Genomic DNA, 18,344 nt, shown 5'->3' on the forward strand with positions numbered 1-18,344 from the left:
AACATTCCACATTGCCCACACAAACAACAGTCGAACCCGCAGAATTTGCGCTTGGTAAATTATTCAGTGCGAGCTAGACAACAAAGATGCGGAAAGGTGGACGGCGCTAATGCGGAAGTGGTTGAAGCTGAAGCCGCTCGTGGCGAAATCGGGGGAAATGCAGCACCTCGACGCGCTTCGCTTCCTCGCCTCTCTCGGCATCGTGTTTCACCATTCCAAAGAGTTCATGCTCTCTTCCGCCGCCAATGAGCGCTCGGATGGCTTGGCTCTATTCGTCGACATGTTTTTTATCATATCTGGATATGTCATATCCCATGTGTATTTCGACCACATAGACGACATCGCCTCATATGGGGCCTTTTTGAAGAAGCGCGTTGCGAGACTATTCCCGCTTCATCTGCTCACCCTCGTCGTATCTGCGTTCCTATATGCCGCCTTTTCGGCGCTGCAGCTGCCGAGCCGACACACGCCATCCTTCAGCCCGCTGTGCATAGCGGATACGGCACTATTGCTGCACACGGTCATCGAATGTGGAAATCATCAGTATTTCAACGGCGTCAACTGGTCGATCAGCGTCGAGATGATAATGTATATCGGATTTCCGATCGTCATTATTCTCGCCCGAAGCGCCGGGCAGAGAGGCGTTCTCGTCATCGCGGCGGCCTGCGCCGCCATCATTTTCGGAGCCGTTCGTCGCTACGGTCTCGATTTCGGCGTTCATGACTGGATCGACGCCGAGAGCTTTCATCCGCTTCTGCGCGGCGTTTTTAGCTTCGGCGTCGGCGTGGCGCTCTTCCGGCTCCGGCATCTTCTCGCGCCCATTACGCCGCCTTTCCCGGTTCTCGCCGGAGGCCTGCTGGCGATTCTGGCGGCCATGCTCACCGGGCAATCGCCATTGCTGATCTTGGCTCTGATCGTCTTGCTCGTGACGGGCGCAGTCGCGCGCGACGTCCACGCGACCGCCACGCCGAGCCTGATGCGGATCGCTCCGTTCGGACAGCTCACCTATTCGATCTATATGTGGCACAATCTGTTTATTCTGGTCTTGATAAATATCGTCGGCGACAAGCTGATGAAGGGAAGCGGAGTCACGATCGCCGCGCTGGCGCTCCTCTGCTATTCGTGCATCTTCGCCACGAGCCTGCTGTCATTTCATCTGTTCGAGACGCCGATGCGACGCGCGATCGATGGAATTTCCATCTTCGGCAAAGCCCGCATGCAGAAATCGAGCGTCGCGAGCTGAACACTCTATTAGCCGCGCCGACATCGAGCCGCGCCGCGGCGTCTCGCAGAGAGGCGCTCCAGCAGCCGCTCCCAGCGGTCGAGAGCCACGCGCTTGTCGAACTCTTCCATGCAAAGCCGACGCGCTCTCGCGCCAATGTCTCGGCGCCGGTCCGGGTCCTGCGCGAGCGTCAAAATCCGCGCGGCCAGCTGCTCTCCATCGCCCTGCGGCGACACGCAGCCGAGATCCTCTCGTCTGACGATCCGCGCGATTTCGCCGTCGTCATCGCCGATGAAAATGGTCGGACGACCGGCAGCGGCGACGCCGTAGAATTTGCTCGGCACGATCGCGCCCTCGAGATCTGGCCGCAAGCACACGAGATGCACATCTGCAGCCGACAAGCTCTCCGAAAGGCGCTCGCGCGGCTGGTAGGGCGCGAATAAAACGTCCTGCAGCCCCTTGGCGCGCAGCTCCCGCGCGAAGGCGTCGTAGAGCGCGCCTCCCCCTATGAATAGCCAGCGAATTTTCAGATTCGCCGACGAGGCGCCGCTCAGCCTTTCGATCGCGTCCAACGGAGCGCGATAATCATGCGCACGCCCGAGATTGCCCGAATAGCCCACGACAAAAGCGCCATCGAGGCCCCATTCCGTCCGCGCCGGATTGTCCTTTGGCGCAATGGGCCGGATCAGCTCGGCGTCGGCCCAATTCGGAATAACGGCGATGCGATCCGACGCCACGCCGAGCGAAGATAGCCGCGCCGCCATTTTTTCGCCCAGCGCCACATTCATCGCCGCCGAGCGCAATGACGCGTCGCGCAGCATGCGAAGCGCGCCATAGACGAAACGCGGAAGCTGGCGCCGGCCGAGCCCTACAGCCTCTGCGACCTCTGGAAACAGATCCTGTATCCAATTGACCAGCAGCGCGCCTCTCCAATGCGCAATTGGCGCGACGACGCCGGACAGCATCGGCGGATCGGTCTCCGCGATGATCGTGTCTCCGGCTTGCGCCAATCGCAGGAGCCGCCACGCCGCGGAGAAATAGAATGTTGCGTAATCGACGGCCCGGCCGATGAGATCGCCGCGGCCGAAATGCGACGTCCACACCCGAAAAACCTCGACCCCACCGACGACCTCATGAGCCGGCAGGAGATCATTCGGCGCATCATATCGTTGCCGAGACGTGATGACGCGGACATCATGCCCACGCGCGCGAAGTCCGAACGCAAGATCGGACAACATCTGGCTCGTCGCCGAATGGTCCGGGTAGAAATAGCGGTTCACGAAAATCAGCATCGCGACTCCGAGTGCGGCGGCGCTCGAAGCCGGCGCTCAGCTATTACGCCGAATGAAGCTGTTCCCCAAGGCCAGCACATCCATCTTGGTTCTCGAAAAGCAGTCGAGCGCCTCCTCGGGCCTGCATACCAAGGGCTCGTTCTCGTTGAACGACGTGTTGAGCACCATGGGCACGCCGGTCCGCCGCCGAAACGCCTCGATCAATCCCCAATAGCGCGGATTGGTCTCGCGGTGAACAGTCTGCAGGCGTCCCGAACCGTCGACATGGGTGACCGCAGGTATCATCGAGCGCTTCTCCTCCCGAACTTGAAACACTTGCATCATGAACGGCGCATCGCCATCCTCTTCGAACCACTGCGCGACGCTCTCCCTTTGGATCGAGGGCGCAAAAGGACGGAAGCTCTCGCGACGCTTTATTTTCAGATTTAGAATGTCCTTCATGTCGGCGCGGCGCGGATCGCAAATAATCGATCGATTGCCCAGCGCGCGCGGCCCCCACTCCATCCGCCCTTGGAACCAGCCGACGACGTCGCCCTGCGCTATCGCCTCCGCGGCTCGCGCGCACAAGGCCGCCTCGTCTTCGATATGCTCGACGACGCAATTCTGGCCCTCCAGCTCCGCCCGGCGCGCGGCGAGCAGAGCCGCGATCGACTTGTCGTCATAGCGAGGACCGAGATAGGCGTGATCCATCACGCTTCGGCCCGATATCCTATCCCCCGAAAGCGCCGTCGCAGACGATGCGCCTCGGACGCCCCCCCCGAGCCGGCTCCAGACCTGCATCGCCGCGCCGATCGCTCCGCCGGCGTCACCCGCCGCAGACTGAATATAGACCCGGCCGAACGGCGAATAGCGTTTGATCTTGCCATTGGCGACAGAATTCATCGCGCAGCCCCCGGCGAGCGTGAGATCGGAATGCCGATATCGCTCGTGAAGCTCGCTCAACAGATGAAAGAACGCTTCTTCATACATCGCCTGCGCAGAACGCGCGATATCGAGATGGCGCTCCTCCAGAGGCTCGCCCTTCGCTCGTGCAGGTCCGAGCAAATCTTCGAGCGCCGGACTGTAGAGCGCGCCGACATGAGGCGCCCCACCGGTCCATTCATATGCGATTTTTTCCTTATGATGGCGGAAATAGCCGAGCTCGAGCGTGAACGCGCCATTGTCCTCGAGCCGAAGAATACGCCGCATTGCGTTCATGAATTGCGGGCGTCCATAGGGCGCGAGCCCCATAACCTTATATTCGTCGCCATAGTGTGGAAAGCCGAGACATTGTGTGATCGCCTGATAGAAGATCCCGAGCGAATGCGGGAAGTAAACACGACCGTCGATCGATACGCCATTTCGATCGCCCATGCCCCAAGCGGCGCTCGAAAAGTCGCCGAACCCATCCAACGACAGAGCCACCGCGCGCTCGAAAGGCGACACCAGAAACGCCGACGCGACATGAGCGACATGATGCTCGATGCGATGGATCTCGCCCTTGAAATTCCCTCCCGGGAACGCGCTCGCCAAATCCGCTTCGATCGACCGTCGCTTTGTCTGATTGCGGATGCGATCCACAATGAGCGAAAGATCTGGACGCGTCTTCAGCGCATAGCCGATCTTACGAAAGAAGCTCGCCTTCGGATCAGAGCTCACCGCGACATGCGCGACATCGGCGAGCGTCACTCCGCCTTCCTCGAGGCAATAGCGAATGGCTTCCGAAGGAAAGCCCGCCCAATGCTTGACGCGGCGGAATCTCTCCTCCTCCGCCGCCGCGACGATGGCGCCGTCACGCACGAGACAGGCCGATGCGTCGCCATGATAAGCGTTGAGCCCGAGTATGATCGCCACGCCATCTCCTTTCCGGCGGACCTGCCCTCCGCCTCGCGCCGAGCGAAATCGCGCGGATTATCGCAGGCCCAGCCGCGCCATCATCTTCAGCAGCCCGACGCGCGAGACGCCGAGGCGGCGGGCCGCGGCGCTGTGATTGTGTTCGGCGGCGGCGAGCGCGGCGCCGATCATGCGGCGCTCCAACTTCTCCTGCGCCTCGGGAAGCGTTTCCGCAATGAGGTCCGAAGAGGAAGGAGCTCCGCCGCCGCGCGCGAAAATCAAATCCTCGGCGGAAATCGTCGACGACTGCGGATCGGCGAGCGCGGCGGCGCAGTCGATCGTCGCTTTCAGCTCGCGGACATTGCCGGGCCAGGACTGCGCGACGAGCCACGCCAGCGCCTCCTGCGAAAAGCGCAATTTGCGCTTCTTCGCCGCGCGCATGAGGAAATGCGCGGCGAGAAGGCCCAAGTCCTCGCGCCGCTCGTCCAGCGCGGGCGTGCGAATGACGACGCCGCGCAGACGGTAATAGAGATCCTCGCGAAAGCTCCCCGCTGCAATCATCGCCTCCAAATCTCGATGCGTCGCGCTGACGACGCGCACATCGGCGCGCCGCGTCTCGCGCCCGCCCACGGGGGTGAAGGTTCCGTCTTGCAGGAAGCGCAGCAGCTTTACCTGCATGGACGGCGGAGTCTCGCCGATCTCATCGAGAAACAGCGTTCCGCCGCGCGCCGTGGCGACGAGGCCGGGGCGATCGGCGTGGGCGCCGGTGAAAGCGCCTTTGAGATGGCCGAACAATTCGCTCTCGATCAGCTCGGCGGGAATTGCGCCGCAATGGATGGAGACGAAAGCCCCGCGACGCGCGCTGGCCCCGTGCAGCGCCTGAGCGACCAGCTCCTTGCCGGAGCCGGTGGCGCCGAGGATCATCACCGGCAGCTCGGCCGGACCAATGCGGCGGATCATGTCCTTCACATGCGTCATGGCGGGACCATTGCCGATCAGCCCGTCGTCGGCGCTCGCCTTTTCCGCGCGCAGCTGCGCGATCTCGCGCTCGAGCGCCGCTTTGGCGAGCGCGCGCTGGACGCAAAAACGCAACAGCTCCGGCTCCACGGGCTTGGCGAGAAAGTCCCATGCGCCGAGCGCCACGGCGCGCAGCGCCAGCTCATGCTCGCTATGCGCCGTCAGCACCACGGTGACGGCGCTCGAAAAATCGGGCAGCAGCGACAGACCCGCCTCGGGCGTGCGCTCCGGCGGCATGACGAGATCGAGAAGCACGAGATCGGGCCGCGCCTGGACAAAGACTTCGCGCGCAGAGGCCGCGTCCTTGGCCGTCACGACATGATAGCCCTCGCGCGTCAGAAAGGCGCCGGCGACGCGCGCGAAAGCAGGCTCGTCATCGACGATGAGGATGGTCTCGGCGCTCATCTCGGGAACCTCAGAGTGACGCAAGTGGAAAAGCCCTCGCGCGCGCCGAGCGCGACGGAGCCGCCATGCGCCGCCATGATCTTAGCGACAATGGCGAGGCCGAGCCCCGTGCCTTCGCTGTTGCGCGAGACGAAGGGCTGAAACAGACGATCCTTGATCTCTTCCGGCACGCCGGGGCCATCGTCGCAGACATGAAGGAGCGTCGCATCCCGCGCCGTCTCGACGAAGATCGCGATGCGGCCGCCGGCGGCGCGCGCATTGGCAATGAGATTGTCCATCGCCTGGGCGAAGCGAAACGGATCGGCGCGCAAATGCGCGTCGCTCGCGATATGGGACTCGACATCGCCGAAGGCTGCGGCGAGATCGATATCGGCCGGCTCGATCTTCCAGGGCTTGGCATAGTCGAGCAATTCACCGACGAGCCGATTCATGCGCCGCGTCTGCTCTATGATCTCGGCGCGCGTTTCCGCCGGCGCGGCGGCTGCCGCCATATTCACGATGTTGAGCGGATTGCGCAGATCATGCGCGATCGTCGAGGCGAGCATTCCGAGCTCCGCGAGCCGCTCGCTCTCGGCGCGGCTTCGACGTCGATCTATGTCGTCGAGACTCTGCGTCAGAAGATCGGCGTAGACGATGGCGAGGCGGCGCGCGCCCGGCGGCGAATCCTCGAAGCCTGTGAGCTTCGCGATCCATTTGTCGCCCGTATCGACGCAGCGAAGCGCCGGCTCCGGCCCATCGCTAGAGAGCGTCACATCGACCACGGGCCGCATGGCCGTGCGCAAATGCGCGCGCGCGATCTCGATCGCCTCGGTCGTCGTGTCCACGCCGGCGAGGTCGCTGCGCCATTGCGCCATCGTCTCGGCGGAAATCTCGGGGCCGGCGTAGACGAGCCGATCCGCCGCTCGGCGAATGGGCTCGCCGAAGGCGAAGGCCAGCGCCATGGCCGCGGCGACGACGAGCCATAGAGAAATGAAATCCATGGATGGCGCGATAACGCTCAAAGGCGCGGCGGCGAGCAATCCGGCCAAGGCGGCGGCGAGCAGAAGAATGAGCGCATAGGCCGCGGCGCGGCGCGCCCAGACATTGGCGGCCATCAGCTCGTAGCGCAATATTCCATAGACGAGCAGCGCCGGATAGATCGGCAGAGCGAGAATGGACCAGGGCGCGACCGCCATGCCGACCAAAGGCGGCGCAAAGGAGACGACCGTCGAAAGGCCGACGAGCGAGGAGAGGAGAACGATGGCGAGCTCGCGTCGTCGCTTGCCCTCGGCGCGCCGCAGGGCGAAGGCCATTAGCCCATTGCCATAGGCGGCGAGGCTGATCGCGACAGCGACGCCGATGAGGCCGACGCCCGCATAGCGAAAGCCGCGCAAGCCGTCCGCCGTTTCGAAAAAGGCGCCTGGACCGAACAGTAGAAGCAAAAGCGTCGCGCCGGCGCCGAGCGCATGGACGATCGGAAGGGAGCGCGCGCCCCGCCCCGTCAGCCGGATCGCGAAATCGACCGCCATCGCCGAGCCCAGCGGCGCCAGCGCCATCGAAGCCGCGCCGAGGCGCTCGGGAAGGAGGAGGCCGAGAGCGAAAAGCCCGACGATCCCGACGAATGCGGCGAGCTGCTTCGCGCCCGGCGCCGCCCTCGCCCGCGCGAGGAGAAACGCCGAAAGCGCGATGCTCGAGACGAAAGTCGTCGAGAGGGACATGGCGAACAGCTGGCTCGGCGTCATCGCGAGACTGTATCCCGAGTTTATAGGCAACTCAATGAATCCTGTGTGTCACGTTTATAGGACGCCAAGCAATCAGACATAGAAACAATAATTTATGATATGGCGCCGTCATTGCCCCTCAGCTCCCCGAAGGCGAAACCTCTTCGCCCCGCTTTCGGAGGAGACCGAAATTGGCCCGTATTCTCATCATCGGCGGCAGCGGATTCATCGGGCGGCATATCGCCGGTCGGCTCCGTGATCGCGGCCATAATGTCGTCGCCGCCTCGCGGCGCGAGATCAATCTCGCGCGCGACGGCGAAGCGCGGCTTCGCGATAAGGTCGCAAGCTTCGAGATCGTCGTCAATTGCGCCGGGCTCGTCCGCGACAACGGCGCCAACAGCATGGCGACCGTCCATGCGGAGGGCGCCTCCGATCTCTTTCGCGCCTGCCTCGCCGCTGGCGTCGCGCGGCTCATTCACATATCGGCGCTCGGCGTCGAGAGCGACGGCGAGACGCTCTATCAGCGCAGCAAGGCGGTCGCCGAGGAACGGCTCGCGGCGCTCGACCCTGAAGGCGCGCGGCTCGATTGGCGCATATTGCGCCCCTCGCTCGTCGTCGGCCGCGGCGGCGCGAGCACGCGCTGGCTGCTCGCCGCCGCCGTCCTGCCATGGCTGCCGAGCTTCGGCGATGGCGCCTGGCGCTTTCAGCCCGTGCATGTCGGCGATCTCGCCGAGCTCGCGGCGCGCCTCGCGGAAGGCTCGCCCTCGCCACGCCGCCTCGATGTCGTCGGCCCGGAGGCGATGACGACGGATGCGCTGCTCGCGCTATTGCGCGAATGGCTCGGCCTGAAGCCGACGCGCTTCTTTCACGTCCCCTATCGGCTGTTTCTGCTCGCAGCGTCGATCGGCGGACGCATCTCGACCGGCCCGCTCAATCGCGAGGTGATCAAGCTTCTCTCGCGCGGGAATGTCGCCGATTGCGCGCCGATGACGGCGGCGCTCGGCCGGCCGCCGCGCCGGATTCCAGACGCTCTGGCGCTGGAGCCGGCGTGCGCGGCGGACAGGCGCGCGGCGCGACTGTTCTTCCTGCCGCCTGTTCTGCGCTGGAGTCTCGGCCTGCTGTGGATCGCGACGGGCCTCCTCTCCTTCGGCCTCTATCCGCAGGAGAAGAGCGCTGCGCTGCTCGCCGAGATCGGCGTTCACGGCGCCCTCGCCGACAGGGCGCTCTATTGCGGCGCGGCGGTCGATCTTCTGCTCGGCGCGCTGCTGCTGCTGCGCTGGCGCCCCGCCCTCATCGGCGTCGCGCAGCTGACGACAATGCTCGTCTTCACGCTGATCGCGACACGGCTTCCCGCCGACTATTGGCTGCATCCTTTCGCGCCACTGCTCAAGAATTTGCCGATCGCCGCGGCGATCCTCGTCATGATCGCATTGGAGGCCTGACCCATGCTCGATCCTCTCACTCTGAAGACGGCGCATATCGTCAGCTCGACGATATTGTTCGGCACGGGGCTCGGCACGGCCTTTCACGGCCTCGCGAGCAATCTGCGCGGCGATCTGCGCGCTATCATCACGGCCAACAAAAATGTCGTGCTCGCCGATTGGCTGTTCACCACGCCCGCCGTTATCCTGCAGCCCGTCACCGGCGTGCTGCTGGCGTTGGATCAAGGCTGGCCGCTCGATACGCCGTGGCTGCTCGCGGCCATCGCGCTCTACCTCTTCGTCGGCGCCTGCTGGCTGCCCGTCGTCTGGCTGCAAATCCGCATGGCGCGCATCGCCGAGCAATGTCTCGACAAAGACGCGCCGTTGCCGCCGGTCTATGGAACCTATTTCCTCTGGTGGTTCGCGCTCGGCTGGCCAGCCTTCATCGCCATGATCGTTATCTTCTGGCTGATGGTCGCCAAGCCGCAATTTTAAAAAATGGAGATAGACATGACCACACTCTTTCAAGACCTCCTCGCCGAGCGCTTCGATCTCCTGCCCGCGCCGGTCCGTCGCTTCCACACGCTCGAGCGCGAGCTCTTCACCGGCGGCCGCGCGACAGTCTCCGCGCAGGGCCGCGGCTTCGGCGCCGCCTTGCTCGCCTTCCTCGCCGGTCTTCCAGCGACGGGCGAGAACGTCGAAACCCATGTTCGCTTCACGCCGCTCTCGGGAAAACGCGAATTCTGGCGGCGCGACTTCGCCGGACGCCGCTATGAGAGCGTCATGCAGGCGGCGCCGGATGGGCGTTTGATCGAGCATTTCGGGCCATTCGATCTCTATTTCGCGCTCGCAGCCACATCCGCCGGCCTGCGCTGGTCGCTCGACGAGTGGCGCCTGCTGAAAATTCCGCTGCCGCGCATGACAAAGCCGCAGATCGAATGTTTCGAGAGCGCCGAGGGCGAGCGCTTCACTTTCGACATAGATGTCCGCTTTCCGATCGTCGGCCATGTCGTGCATTACAATGGATCGCTCGCCGAGGCGCCAGAGGACGCGCCCGTCTTCGTCTATGACGGCGTTTGCGCGCTGTGCGACTGGACCGTTCGTCATGTCGTCGCGCATGAGATCACGCCGTCGATCCGCTTCGTCGCGATCCAATCCGCGGAGGGACGCGATCTGGCGCGAAGGGCGGATATCGACCCGGACGCGCCCGAGAGCTTCCTCTTCATCGAGAATGGCCGACTGCTGAAGGATTCCGAGGCGCTGCTCGCGCTCGCCCGGCAATTGCGCGGACCAGCGCGCGCCGCCCCTCTCGTCCGCCTGCTTCCCCGCTTCGTCGCCGATGCGCTCTACCGCCTCGTCGCGCGCAATCGCTACCGCTGGTTCGGTAGAAGCGCCGCCTGCGCGCTTCCCACGGCCTCACGAGCGGCGCCCGACGCCAGCGCCGATCGCCCATCCGATTGAGAGCGGATCGCCGATCGCCTCGCCCCAGGCGGAAGCGCAATTTGGACGCCAGAGGACGGATCGCCTTCTCGTTCCGTATATGAGCGGCCTCATTCGCTGGCGACGCGAGCCGCGCTCACACATTGTCCCTCGCCCGCGCGCGCCGTTTCTGCAGCCAGCGCGCGAGGCCGGTTATGTAGAGCAGCGCCGGCGCGCCGCCGAGCAGAGCGACGGCGGCGCGTCCGAGATCGCCGAAAGCCTCGCCGGAATGCAAGGGATATTGCCATTCCAGGAATTTCTCGCCCGCGGTGAAGCGATGAGGGTCTTCGATCGCGAGGATTTGGCCGCTGTAGCGATCTACCGCCGCCTGCCGGCGCGGCTCGCTCACATTGACCTCGTCGTCGGCGCGCTTGCCGACGACGAAGACGCTCTCCGGCGCCTCCGACAGCGACAGGCTCATCAGCCTGCCGTCGGGAAACAGCTGGTCCACCGCGACCACGGCTGCTTCGGCCCCGATCGACGGGCGGCCATCCGCAGAGGCGGATGTCAGCTTCTGGAGACGATGCGTATGAACCGGGGAAAAGAGGTCGACGAGCGCGGTCACTTGCGCGCCGAAAGTCAGATAGAGTCCAGAAAATATCATCACGGCGAAGATGGCGACGACATAGACCCCCGTCGTCTTGTGAAGATCGAGCGTCAGGCGCTCGGCGCTCGCGCCACGCTTGATCTGGAACGCCTGTCGCCATCTGCCATTGCGCGGCCACCAGAGATAGACGCCGGTCGTCAGCGAGAGGAGCAGGAAGAGGCCGACGAAACCGACCAAGGTCGCGCCGTTCTCACCGAGCAGAAGCGCCGAGTGCAGGTGGATCAGCAGCACGGCTAGAGGCTCGGCGAGGCGATTGCCGTCATCGACGATCAGGCGCGCGCCTTTGACGGCGGCGGTGACCGGATCGACGACGATCTGATAGGCCTTCGCGCGCCCCTCCGGCTCCCGCGTCGAATAGATGACGTCGAAATAGCCGCCGTCGCCTTTGGGAAAATGCATCCAGACGGGCGCCGCGTCTTCCGGCGCGGCGGAGCGGCTCGTCTCGATGATGCGATCCACCGACGCGCGCTCGCCGCCGAGCGTATAATGCGTCGGGACGAAGAGGTCCTTGTTCAGAAATTCGTCGATCTCGACGCGGAATGCGAGCAGGCTTCCCGAGAGGCCGATGACGACAAAGACCGCGCCGGCGACGAAGCCGATGTAGCGATGCGTGGCGAGCCAGAGCGCGCGGCCATGGACGAGGCCCCGCGATCCGCTGCTCGTCCGCGGCGCTCGGCTTCTTCGATCGATGTCCTCGCTCATGGTCAGAACTCCGCGCGCAATGACCCGAGGAAAGTTCGCGGCGCCCCGGGAACCGCGCCCATCCGCCCGCCGCCGCCCTCGTAATAGGTCGTGTCGAGCAGATTGTTGACATTGAGCTGGAACGTCAATTTCGGCGCATGCGGAATCCAGCCGGCCTCGAGCTTGTAGGACGCCATGACATCGACGCGCGCATGCGCTGGCAGCTCGTAGCTGTTGTCATCGTCGCCGAACGCCTTGTCGACATAGGAGACGCCGCCGCCGAGAGTGAGGCCGGCGAGCGCGCCCCAGGCCTCGTATTTCGCCCAGAGATTGGCGGTGTTGTGCGGCACGGAATTGAGCCGCTTGCCGGCAGTTCCGCTCCCGCTGGTGACATCGCGGTCCTTGACGATGCGCGCATCGAGATGGGTGAAATTGGCGATGACGCTCCAATGCTCGTCGATGCGCCCCGTCACATCGAGCTCGACGCCATTGCTGCGTCCGTCGATGACGCGCACGAAAGGCGTGCCGGAGATCGGCGTGGTCTGGTTTTTCTTGTCTATGTCGAAATAAGCCGCGGTCGCGGTGAGCCGCCCGTCCAGCAGCTCGGCCTTCACGCCTCCCTCGTACTGCGTTCCGATCTGCGGCTGCAGCGGTCTGCTGTATTGGTCTATGCCATTGCTCGAGCCATAGGAGCGCGTGTAATTGCCATAGACGGAAAGCCAGGAGAATGGCCGGATCAGCACGCCGATCCGCGGGCTGTTCGCGCTGACCGGCACGACGACTCGTCGTGCGTCGACCTCGGCGAAGGATTCGTCGGACCACAATGTCGCCGTGCTCGACTCCGCCCAATCATGGCGCCCGCCGAGAAGCAGCTGAATGCGATCGTCCCAAAAGGATATCTGGTCCTGCGCATAGAGCCCCTTCCATTTTTCCTTGGTGATGGTGCGGTAGGAGGAGCTCAGCGCATCGACCTTGGCGGGAATATTGACCGGATAATAGATGTTGATCGGAGAAATATAGTCGCAGCAATGGCCATGGGCCTTCGAGTCGAGGCTATAATAGTCGAAGCCGGCGAGCACACGATGCGTGAGCGGACCCGTCACCGCCTTGCCTTGGAGATCGACATTGGTCGAGACCGTCTCTCTGTAGAAAATCGGCTCGGCCGCATTCGGAGTCGGCACCAGCCAGATTCCACGAAGCGCGTCGCCGGTCGCCTCGTTGGAGAAGGAATCGAGCCAATCTCCACGCTGCCGATAATCGGCGCGCGTGTGTGACAGGCGGTTCGTCACGCTCCAATCATTGTCGATCCGATATGTCCAATCATAGCCGAACAGCGACCGCTCCTGAAAGTTCGGGTATTTGTCGGCGACATAGGAGTCGAGCAGATAGCGGCTGATCGGAATGCCCGCCGGGCGAAAGCCGAGCGCCGGGATCGGCGACAAATCTCTGAAATAGCTCCGCTGATATTCGCCCTCGACGTTGACGGTGAATTGCTCGGTCGGCCGCCATGTGATCGTCGGCGAAATCAGCAGATTGTCCTGGCCGACATGCGGCTGGAAGCTGTTCTTGGCGAGATAGGACACATTCATTCGATAGAGCAGCGTCTTGTCCTCCAGCAGAGGACCGGTGGCGTCGATCGCCGTGCGCGTCAGGCCGAAGCTTCCGACCTGCTGATGCACGGAGAAATAGGGCGTCTCCTGCGGACGCTTGGTCACGATGTTGATCACTCCGCCCGGCTCCACGCGGCCATAGAGCATCGCGGCCGGGCCCTTGAGGACCTCGATAGACTGCAGGTTGGTGGTCTCCTGATAGCTCGTGTTCGGCTGCCGCAGCCCATTGCGATAGGTCTGGTTGCCGCTGTCGAAGCCGCGGACGATGACGCCGTCATAATAGTTCGGGGAGCCGGCGACGCCGCTGACATTGGTGAAAAGCGCGTCGCGTATGCTGACCGCCTGCCGGTCGTCCATCGTCTCGCGCGGAACGATCTGCACAGAATAGGGCGTTTCCAGAATCGGGATGCTCGTCTTTGTCGAGGCGGCCGGCCCCACCTGATTATAGCCCGTCTCCCGTCCTCCCGACCGCGCCGATTTATCGGCTGCGCCGGCCTTTCCAGAGCCGCTTCCGCCGAGCGTTTGTCCCGCGATGTCTATGGCCGGGAGAGACTCCTGCCCTCGGGCAGGCAGAGCGAATGCGAGAGTGATCGCGCAGGCGGAAGCGCCGCGCAGCAAATTCGAACGGATCATAGGAGTCGTCTCCTGGCGAGCCCACGATCGGGGCCGGACGGAACATCGGAAATCCACGGCGAGCCGCCGCGGCCTATCGATCAGGAGACATGAGGAGGAGCGCGCGGCGACCCGAGATGGATGCGCGCAGGATGACGAATGACGAAGAGCTCGGCGAAGCGCGCAGCGACGCCGCAGGAGCCCATCGGCGCGCGGGGCGGCGACACGGCGCTCGCGAGCCTCCCGGCGTTCGTTCCCCCGTCGCTCGCGGGACAGGAGAGGCAGCCGATAGGGCAATCATGAGTCTGCCGGCGCCGCTCGCTATCGGCGGCGCATCTCGTCTCGCTCACGCCATCCGCGACGCGGGCGCTGACGCGCGACGGCTCGCTCTTCGCGACGGCGAACGCCGAACCCAGCGCCAGCGCAGCGAAGAGCCATGCGGCCGCTATCGCCCAAGCAGCGCGCGAGATGCAGCCTCGCCGTCGAAACCACCGCATCATCCGATAGACCCTGGGAGCGCGGTCTGTGCCGCCACCGCGTCGAGCTCGCAGCTCGGCCTCGAGCGCGTCTCTCCCTCGCATGTGAAAGTCTCATCAAGCTCTCACATTCGGGCGCGAGCCGAATTCCCATTCGCTGTGACGGATTTGCAACATGCTTCGACATGCGCGCCGGCGCCTCGCCCCGCGCCGGTCGTCGCGCACGCATTCGCGGAGCCCCTCGTTCTGTAGGAGGCGGCTCGGCGGCGGCCGGCTCACTGTTCGGCGGCGGGCTCCGCGACCGGGACGAAGCCGGCGCGGCGCAAGGCCGCTTGTCCCGTCGGCGACAGGAGCGTCAGATAGAAATCCAACGCCGCGACGGAAGCGCGCGGCGACAGAGCGACGCCATATTCGATCGCGACGTCATAGAGATCGGGCAGCGGAAACGCCCGATATCGGCCGGCTGATTTTTCGGCCATGGGGATCGCGCCGGAGCAATAGACGAGCAGCAGATCGACCGCGCCCTCATCGAGCCAATGCGTCAGCGGCTGATTTTGCGGGCGCGGCTCGGCGCTTTTCGGCTCCCCGCCGCCGAAGAGAATCTTCGCCTTGCCGGTCAGCGTCTCGAAAGCGCCCGGGCGCTTCTCGTCGATGCGACGGAAGAAGGCCGCGGCGTAATCGCCGGCGGGATCGGACTTCGGCGTCGAGGTCCCCGGCCGCACGGCGGGATCGAGCAGGGAATCGACCAGCGTCTCCCGCGTTATCGGCGATTTGGCGGGCGCGACGGCGCAGAGCTTGTTGCGCGCCAGCAGGACGCTCGGCCGCGCCAGCCCCTTCTCGGTCAAGGATCGCGCCTGCGGAAAAGCGGCGGTGGCGTAGACGTCGAAGGCCTCGCCGCCGATGATCCGATCATGCAGCGCGCCGGCGGGGCCGAAAACCAGCGTCACATGATCGCCGCGGCTCTTCTCGAATTCCGTCGCGACGGCCGTCAGGGCGCCGCGGAGGCTTCCCGCCGCCAGCACGCGAATTTCGTCCGCGCGCGCCGGGACGAGCGCCGCGAGCGTGAGCGCGATGGAAATGAACGATCTCATTCGGCGCGTCGTCACAGCGAACGCAGAAAAGCGATCAGCGCCTCGCGTTCGTCTTTCTTCAGCGCGGCATAGGCGCCTTTCGCCGCTTCGCCCTCGCCGCCGTGCCAGAGGATCGCCTCCTCCAGCGTGCGCGCGCGGCCGTCGTGCAGCAGCAGGCTGTGCTCATTGACGATCGGCACGAGACCGACGCCCCACAAGGGCGCGGTGCGCCACTGCCGCCCGCTGGCGGAAAAATCGGGCCGGCCATCGGCGAGCGCCTCGCCCATGTCATGCAGCAAAAGATCGGTATAGGGCGCGATCGTCTGCGCCGGCAGCGTCTGCGAAAATTTCGGATGCGCCTCCGTCTTCAGGCTCGGGACATGGCATACGCCGCACCCCGAAGCGAGGAAGAGCGTCTCGCCGCGCGCGACTTGCGGATTATCCGCGTCGCGGCGCGGCGGCGGGGCGAGATGCGCGTTGAAGAAGTCGATGTCGTCGAGCCGCAGCGCGTCCAGCTCGGGCCGGTTTTTCGACTTTGTCGCGGCCCGGCAGGCCTCCTGCCGCTCGGCGCATTGATCCTCGGGAAACAGCGGCGTGGTGACGCCGAGGTCGCCGATGAAAGCCTCGGCGATCTGCTGCTTCAGATTGGGGCTGTTCGCCTTCCAGCCGAAGCGCCCCGGGACCATTTGGCCGGAAATGACGTCATAGACCTCGTTGACGACGCCATGGACGCCCTGCGCCGGCTGCTCGGCGGCGATGCGCCTCATGGTCTCGATCGGAACGGATTCGAGCAATCCGTCGCCGAACACCGCCGGCGCGACTCGCGGCGAAAAAAGAGCGCCGTCGAGCGGCCCATAGGCGAGACCGACGAAGTCTATGCGCGGACGGCGGAGCGCCACGATGGAGCCGTCGGCGAGCGTCGCCGACGCCGCCTCCCAAGAGATGGCGGCGCGGCCCTCCCCCGGCACGCCGGGCGCGCCCTCCTCATTCAGCTGTCCGCCATAGGCGGGATGCGGCTTGGGCGCGCCATGCGGGCCGTCGCCCGGCACAGAGAGCCGCACCAGCATGGACAGCATGCGCTCGTCCGGCCCGCTCGGCGGCTGGCCGCGGCCATTCTTCTGGTGGCAGGCGGCGCAAGATATGCGGTTGAACAGCGGCCCGAGCCCGGCCCCCTCGCCGCCGCCCGGCGGAAAGGACCAGGAGCGCATGAACTCGACGCGGCCGCGATAGAAAGCCTCCTCCGCGGCGGCGTCGAGTCCGGCGACCGGATAGCTATAGGCTTCGCGCGGAAACTCCTCGGCCCGCGCCGCGCCGAATGATCCGGCGATAATCACCGCCAGAAACGATGCGACGAGCGTCGAAGAGCGAAAAAGAGAGAGCCTCACGCCTTGGCCTCGTCCAGCAGGCGGCTCGCCCGCGCTTGATTCTCGCGAAAGGCGGCGCGCCATTTCTCGATGATCGGCTTGGCGGGCTCGGGTATTGTGAGGCCGTTCGGCTGACCGGGAATGACCTGCGCTTGCTCCGGCGGGCTGGCGCTCGCCTGCGGCGCGGGGCTCGCTTCGGGGGCGACGGCGTTCTCCGGCCGGCGCCGCGGGCGAAAGGCGGCGGCGATCGTCTCGTCCTTCCAGAAATCCGCCGCAACCGGAATCTCCTCCAGCGCGCGCCGCGCCTCGGCGACATGGGAGCCGCCGCGTCCCGCCGCCTCCGCCGCATGCACGCGCCGCCAGAGGCCGGACAGCAGCTCCTTGTCCTGCACGAGGCCGTTGAACAGCGCCGCCATCGCAGTGGAGCGGCCGCCGCTTTCGTCGGTCGGCTGATAGACGAATTGTCCCGCGGCCTGCGCGGCGAAAGGATCGAACTGCTCCTTGCCCAGCGCAGCGTAGACGTCGGGCCGCACCGGCAGGCGCGGCAAATCGGTCCTCGGCAGCAGCGCCTGCCCCTCGGCCGAGAGAACATAGGCGGCGAAGGCGCGCGCGCCCTCGACATTGGCCGCCTTGTTCAAAAGCCCGACATATCCGGCGTTCACGATCCCGCCATGCTTCGGATAGACGCGCTCCATCGGCTGGCGGAAACGCTGCTCGGCGTTGGGCACGGTGTCGATATGCAGCGCCACCGGCTGGCGGCCCGAGATGACCTCGTCGCGCAGGCCCTTTTGCATCAGCACGGCGTTGCCGGCGATGGCGGAGAGCAGCGCCCAGCCCTTCTGCCAGCCGAAGGATTGCGTCGCGACGCTCAGCAATTGGCTGCCGAAGCGCACGGTCCAGGGGTCGGACATAGCGACCTTGCCGGCATAGGCCGGGCCGGCCAGCACGGCCCAATCCTCGGGCCAGGGGAGATTTTGCGCTTTGATCGCCTTGCTGTTGACGAAAAAGCCGAAGGCGGTGAGCTGCGAGGCGTGGAAGAGATCGCCCTCCCCCTCCAGCGGCAGCGCGCCGATCGCCGCGGGCAGCCCCTCCTTGGAGAGGCCGAGCGGCTGCATGAAGCCGTCCTTCGCCATATCGGCGAGATGATTATGCGGCGCCGCCTGCCACCAGACATCGGGGCTCTGCGCCGAGGCGTCGCGAAGATGGCGCATGGCGTCCGGCGGCATCAGCCAGACGATCTGCACGCGATATTGCGGATAGGCCTTCTCGAAGCCTTTCTCGAACAGCGACAGAGTGTCGTCATTGTGATTGGTCATCACGACGACGGGCCGCCGCTCATCCGCGAAAGCCGCGCCCGGAAGCGCGGACAAGGCGCCGGCGGCGCATCCCTGTAAAAAGCCGCGGCGGGAAGAAACGCCAATTCGCGACATGCTGCGCCTCGCTGGTTCGCGCAAAATGGCTCGGACGCGCGCCGATAGCTCGTGCGAGCGATCCTGTGATTTGCAGCGGAATTCACGGCAAATCATGCTCCCCTGCGCGCAGCAGAGCATGATGCGCGCGCCGATCGGCCGGAGCT

Annotated in this window: 13 protein-coding genes; 4 read left to right on the plus strand and 9 right to left on the minus strand. The window is 65.0% G+C overall.

What is annotated here, in order from left to right; genetic code table 11:
* Window positions 1-109 precede the first annotated feature (109 nt).
* The gene (locus ACT53T_RS17880) at window positions 110-1,243 is read left to right on the plus strand and encodes an acyltransferase family protein (RefSeq protein ID WP_476162247.1); all 1,134 of its coding nucleotides are present in this window, start codon (window positions 110-112) and stop codon (window positions 1,241-1,243) included.
* 8 nt (window positions 1,244-1,251) lie between these two features.
* On the opposite strand, the gene ACT53T_RS17885 is transcribed toward ACT53T_RS17880, so the two are convergent.
* Genes ACT53T_RS17885 through ACT53T_RS17900 form a run of 4 tightly spaced genes read right to left on the minus strand, consistent with a single transcriptional unit; the run spans window position 1,252 to window position 7,469 of the window.
* Window positions 1,252-2,514: a glycosyltransferase family 4 protein gene (locus tag ACT53T_RS17885; protein ID WP_476162248.1), complete on the minus strand. Its 1,263-nt coding sequence runs from the start codon at window positions 2,512-2,514 to the stop codon at window positions 1,252-1,254.
* 36 nt (window positions 2,515-2,550) lie between these two features.
* A complete protein-coding gene (locus ACT53T_RS17890; RefSeq protein WP_476162249.1) occupies window positions 2,551-4,347 on the minus strand; it encodes a carbamoyltransferase family protein in 1,797 nt (598 codons plus the stop codon).
* Between the two features lie 57 nt (window positions 4,348-4,404).
* Window positions 4,405-5,748, minus strand: coding sequence for a sigma-54-dependent transcriptional regulator (locus ACT53T_RS17895; RefSeq protein ID WP_476162250.1), 1,344 nt, complete (start codon window positions 5,746-5,748; stop codon window positions 4,405-4,407).
* Complete coding sequence (locus tag ACT53T_RS17900; RefSeq protein WP_476162251.1) at window positions 5,745-7,469, minus strand: sensor histidine kinase; 1,725 nt, start codon at window positions 7,467-7,469, stop codon at window positions 5,745-5,747. The genes ACT53T_RS17895 and ACT53T_RS17900 overlap by 4 nt, the downstream gene beginning before the upstream one ends.
* A 170-nt stretch (window positions 7,470-7,639) precedes the next feature.
* Here ACT53T_RS17900 and ACT53T_RS17905 point away from each other — a divergent pair, with 170 nt between their 5' ends.
* From ACT53T_RS17905 to ACT53T_RS17915, 3 genes are read left to right on the plus strand one after another with little or no spacing between them, the layout of a single operon-like run.
* Window positions 7,640-8,890 (plus strand): NAD(P)H-binding protein, encoded by a 1,251-nt coding sequence (locus ACT53T_RS17905; protein WP_476162252.1) that lies wholly within the window; start codon window positions 7,640-7,642, stop codon window positions 8,888-8,890.
* A gap of 3 nt (window positions 8,891-8,893) precedes the next feature.
* Entirely contained in the window at window positions 8,894-9,364 is a 471-nt protein-coding gene (locus ACT53T_RS17910) for a DUF2269 family protein (protein ID WP_476162253.1), read from the plus strand.
* A 15-nt stretch (window positions 9,365-9,379) separates the two neighbouring features.
* A complete protein-coding gene (locus ACT53T_RS17915) occupies window positions 9,380-10,330 on the plus strand; it encodes a DCC1-like thiol-disulfide oxidoreductase family protein (protein WP_476162254.1) in 951 nt (316 codons plus the stop codon).
* Between the two features lie 115 nt (window positions 10,331-10,445).
* Here the strand turns inward: ACT53T_RS17915 and ACT53T_RS17920 are convergent, their stop codons facing one another.
* The 5 genes from ACT53T_RS17920 to ACT53T_RS17940 form a co-directional block, all read right to left on the minus strand.
* Window positions 10,446-11,657: a PepSY-associated TM helix domain-containing protein gene (locus ACT53T_RS17920; protein WP_476162255.1), complete on the minus strand. Its 1,212-nt coding sequence runs from the start codon at window positions 11,655-11,657 to the stop codon at window positions 10,446-10,448.
* 2 nt (window positions 11,658-11,659) lie between these two features.
* A complete protein-coding gene (locus tag ACT53T_RS17925; protein WP_476162256.1) occupies window positions 11,660-13,879 on the minus strand; it encodes a TonB-dependent siderophore receptor in 2,220 nt (739 codons plus the stop codon).
* 730 nt (window positions 13,880-14,609) lie between these two features.
* Window positions 14,610-15,425 carry a substrate-binding domain-containing protein gene (locus ACT53T_RS17930; RefSeq protein WP_476162257.1) on the minus strand — a complete coding sequence of 272 codons (816 nt, stop codon included), beginning with the start codon at window positions 15,423-15,425 and terminating at the stop codon, window positions 14,610-14,612.
* Between the two features lie 11 nt (window positions 15,426-15,436).
* Entirely contained in the window at window positions 15,437-16,789 is a 1,353-nt protein-coding gene (locus tag ACT53T_RS17935) for a di-heme oxidoreductase family protein (protein ID WP_476162258.1), read from the minus strand.
* Complete coding sequence (locus tag ACT53T_RS17940; protein ID WP_476162259.1) at window positions 16,786-18,318, minus strand: ABC transporter substrate-binding protein; 1,533 nt, start codon at window positions 18,316-18,318, stop codon at window positions 16,786-16,788. Before ACT53T_RS17940 ends, ACT53T_RS17935 begins: the two co-directional genes overlap by 4 nt.
* Window positions 18,319-18,344 lie beyond the last annotated feature (26 nt).

The organism is Methylosinus sp. DMC45 (assembly GCF_056313885.1).

What these genes read in the sequence shown, in the direction of transcription:
- ACT53T_RS17925 (WP_476162256.1), bottom strand. Translation starts at nt 13,879, where the DNA reads ATGATCCGTTCGAATTTGCTGCGCGGCGCTTCCGCCTGCGCGATCACT.
- ACT53T_RS17920 (WP_476162255.1), bottom strand. Translation starts at nt 11,657, where the DNA reads ATGAGCGAGGACATCGATCGAAGAAGCCGAGCGCCGCGGACGAGCAGC.
- ACT53T_RS17895 (WP_476162250.1), bottom strand. Translation starts at nt 5,748, where the DNA reads ATGAGCGCCGAGACCATCCTCATCGTCGATGACGAGCCTGCTTTCGCG.
- ACT53T_RS17930 (WP_476162257.1), bottom strand. Translation starts at nt 15,425, where the DNA reads ATGAGATCGTTCATTTCCATCGCGCTCACGCTCGCGGCGCTCGTCCCG.
- ACT53T_RS17910 (WP_476162253.1), top strand. Translation starts at nt 8,894, where the DNA reads ATGCTCGATCCTCTCACTCTGAAGACGGCGCATATCGTCAGCTCGACG.
- ACT53T_RS17885 (WP_476162248.1), bottom strand. Translation starts at nt 2,514, where the DNA reads ATGCTGATTTTCGTGAACCGCTATTTCTACCCGGACCATTCGGCGACG.
- ACT53T_RS17900 (WP_476162251.1), bottom strand. Translation starts at nt 7,469, where the DNA reads ATGACGCCGAGCCAGCTGTTCGCCATGTCCCTCTCGACGACTTTCGTC.
- ACT53T_RS17880 (WP_476162247.1), top strand. Translation starts at nt 110, where the DNA reads ATGCGGAAGTGGTTGAAGCTGAAGCCGCTCGTGGCGAAATCGGGGGAA.
- ACT53T_RS17915 (WP_476162254.1), top strand. Translation starts at nt 9,380, where the DNA reads ATGACCACACTCTTTCAAGACCTCCTCGCCGAGCGCTTCGATCTCCTG.
- ACT53T_RS17940 (WP_476162259.1), bottom strand. Translation starts at nt 18,318, where the DNA reads ATGCTCTGCTGCGCGCAGGGGAGCATGATTTGCCGTGAATTCCGCTGC.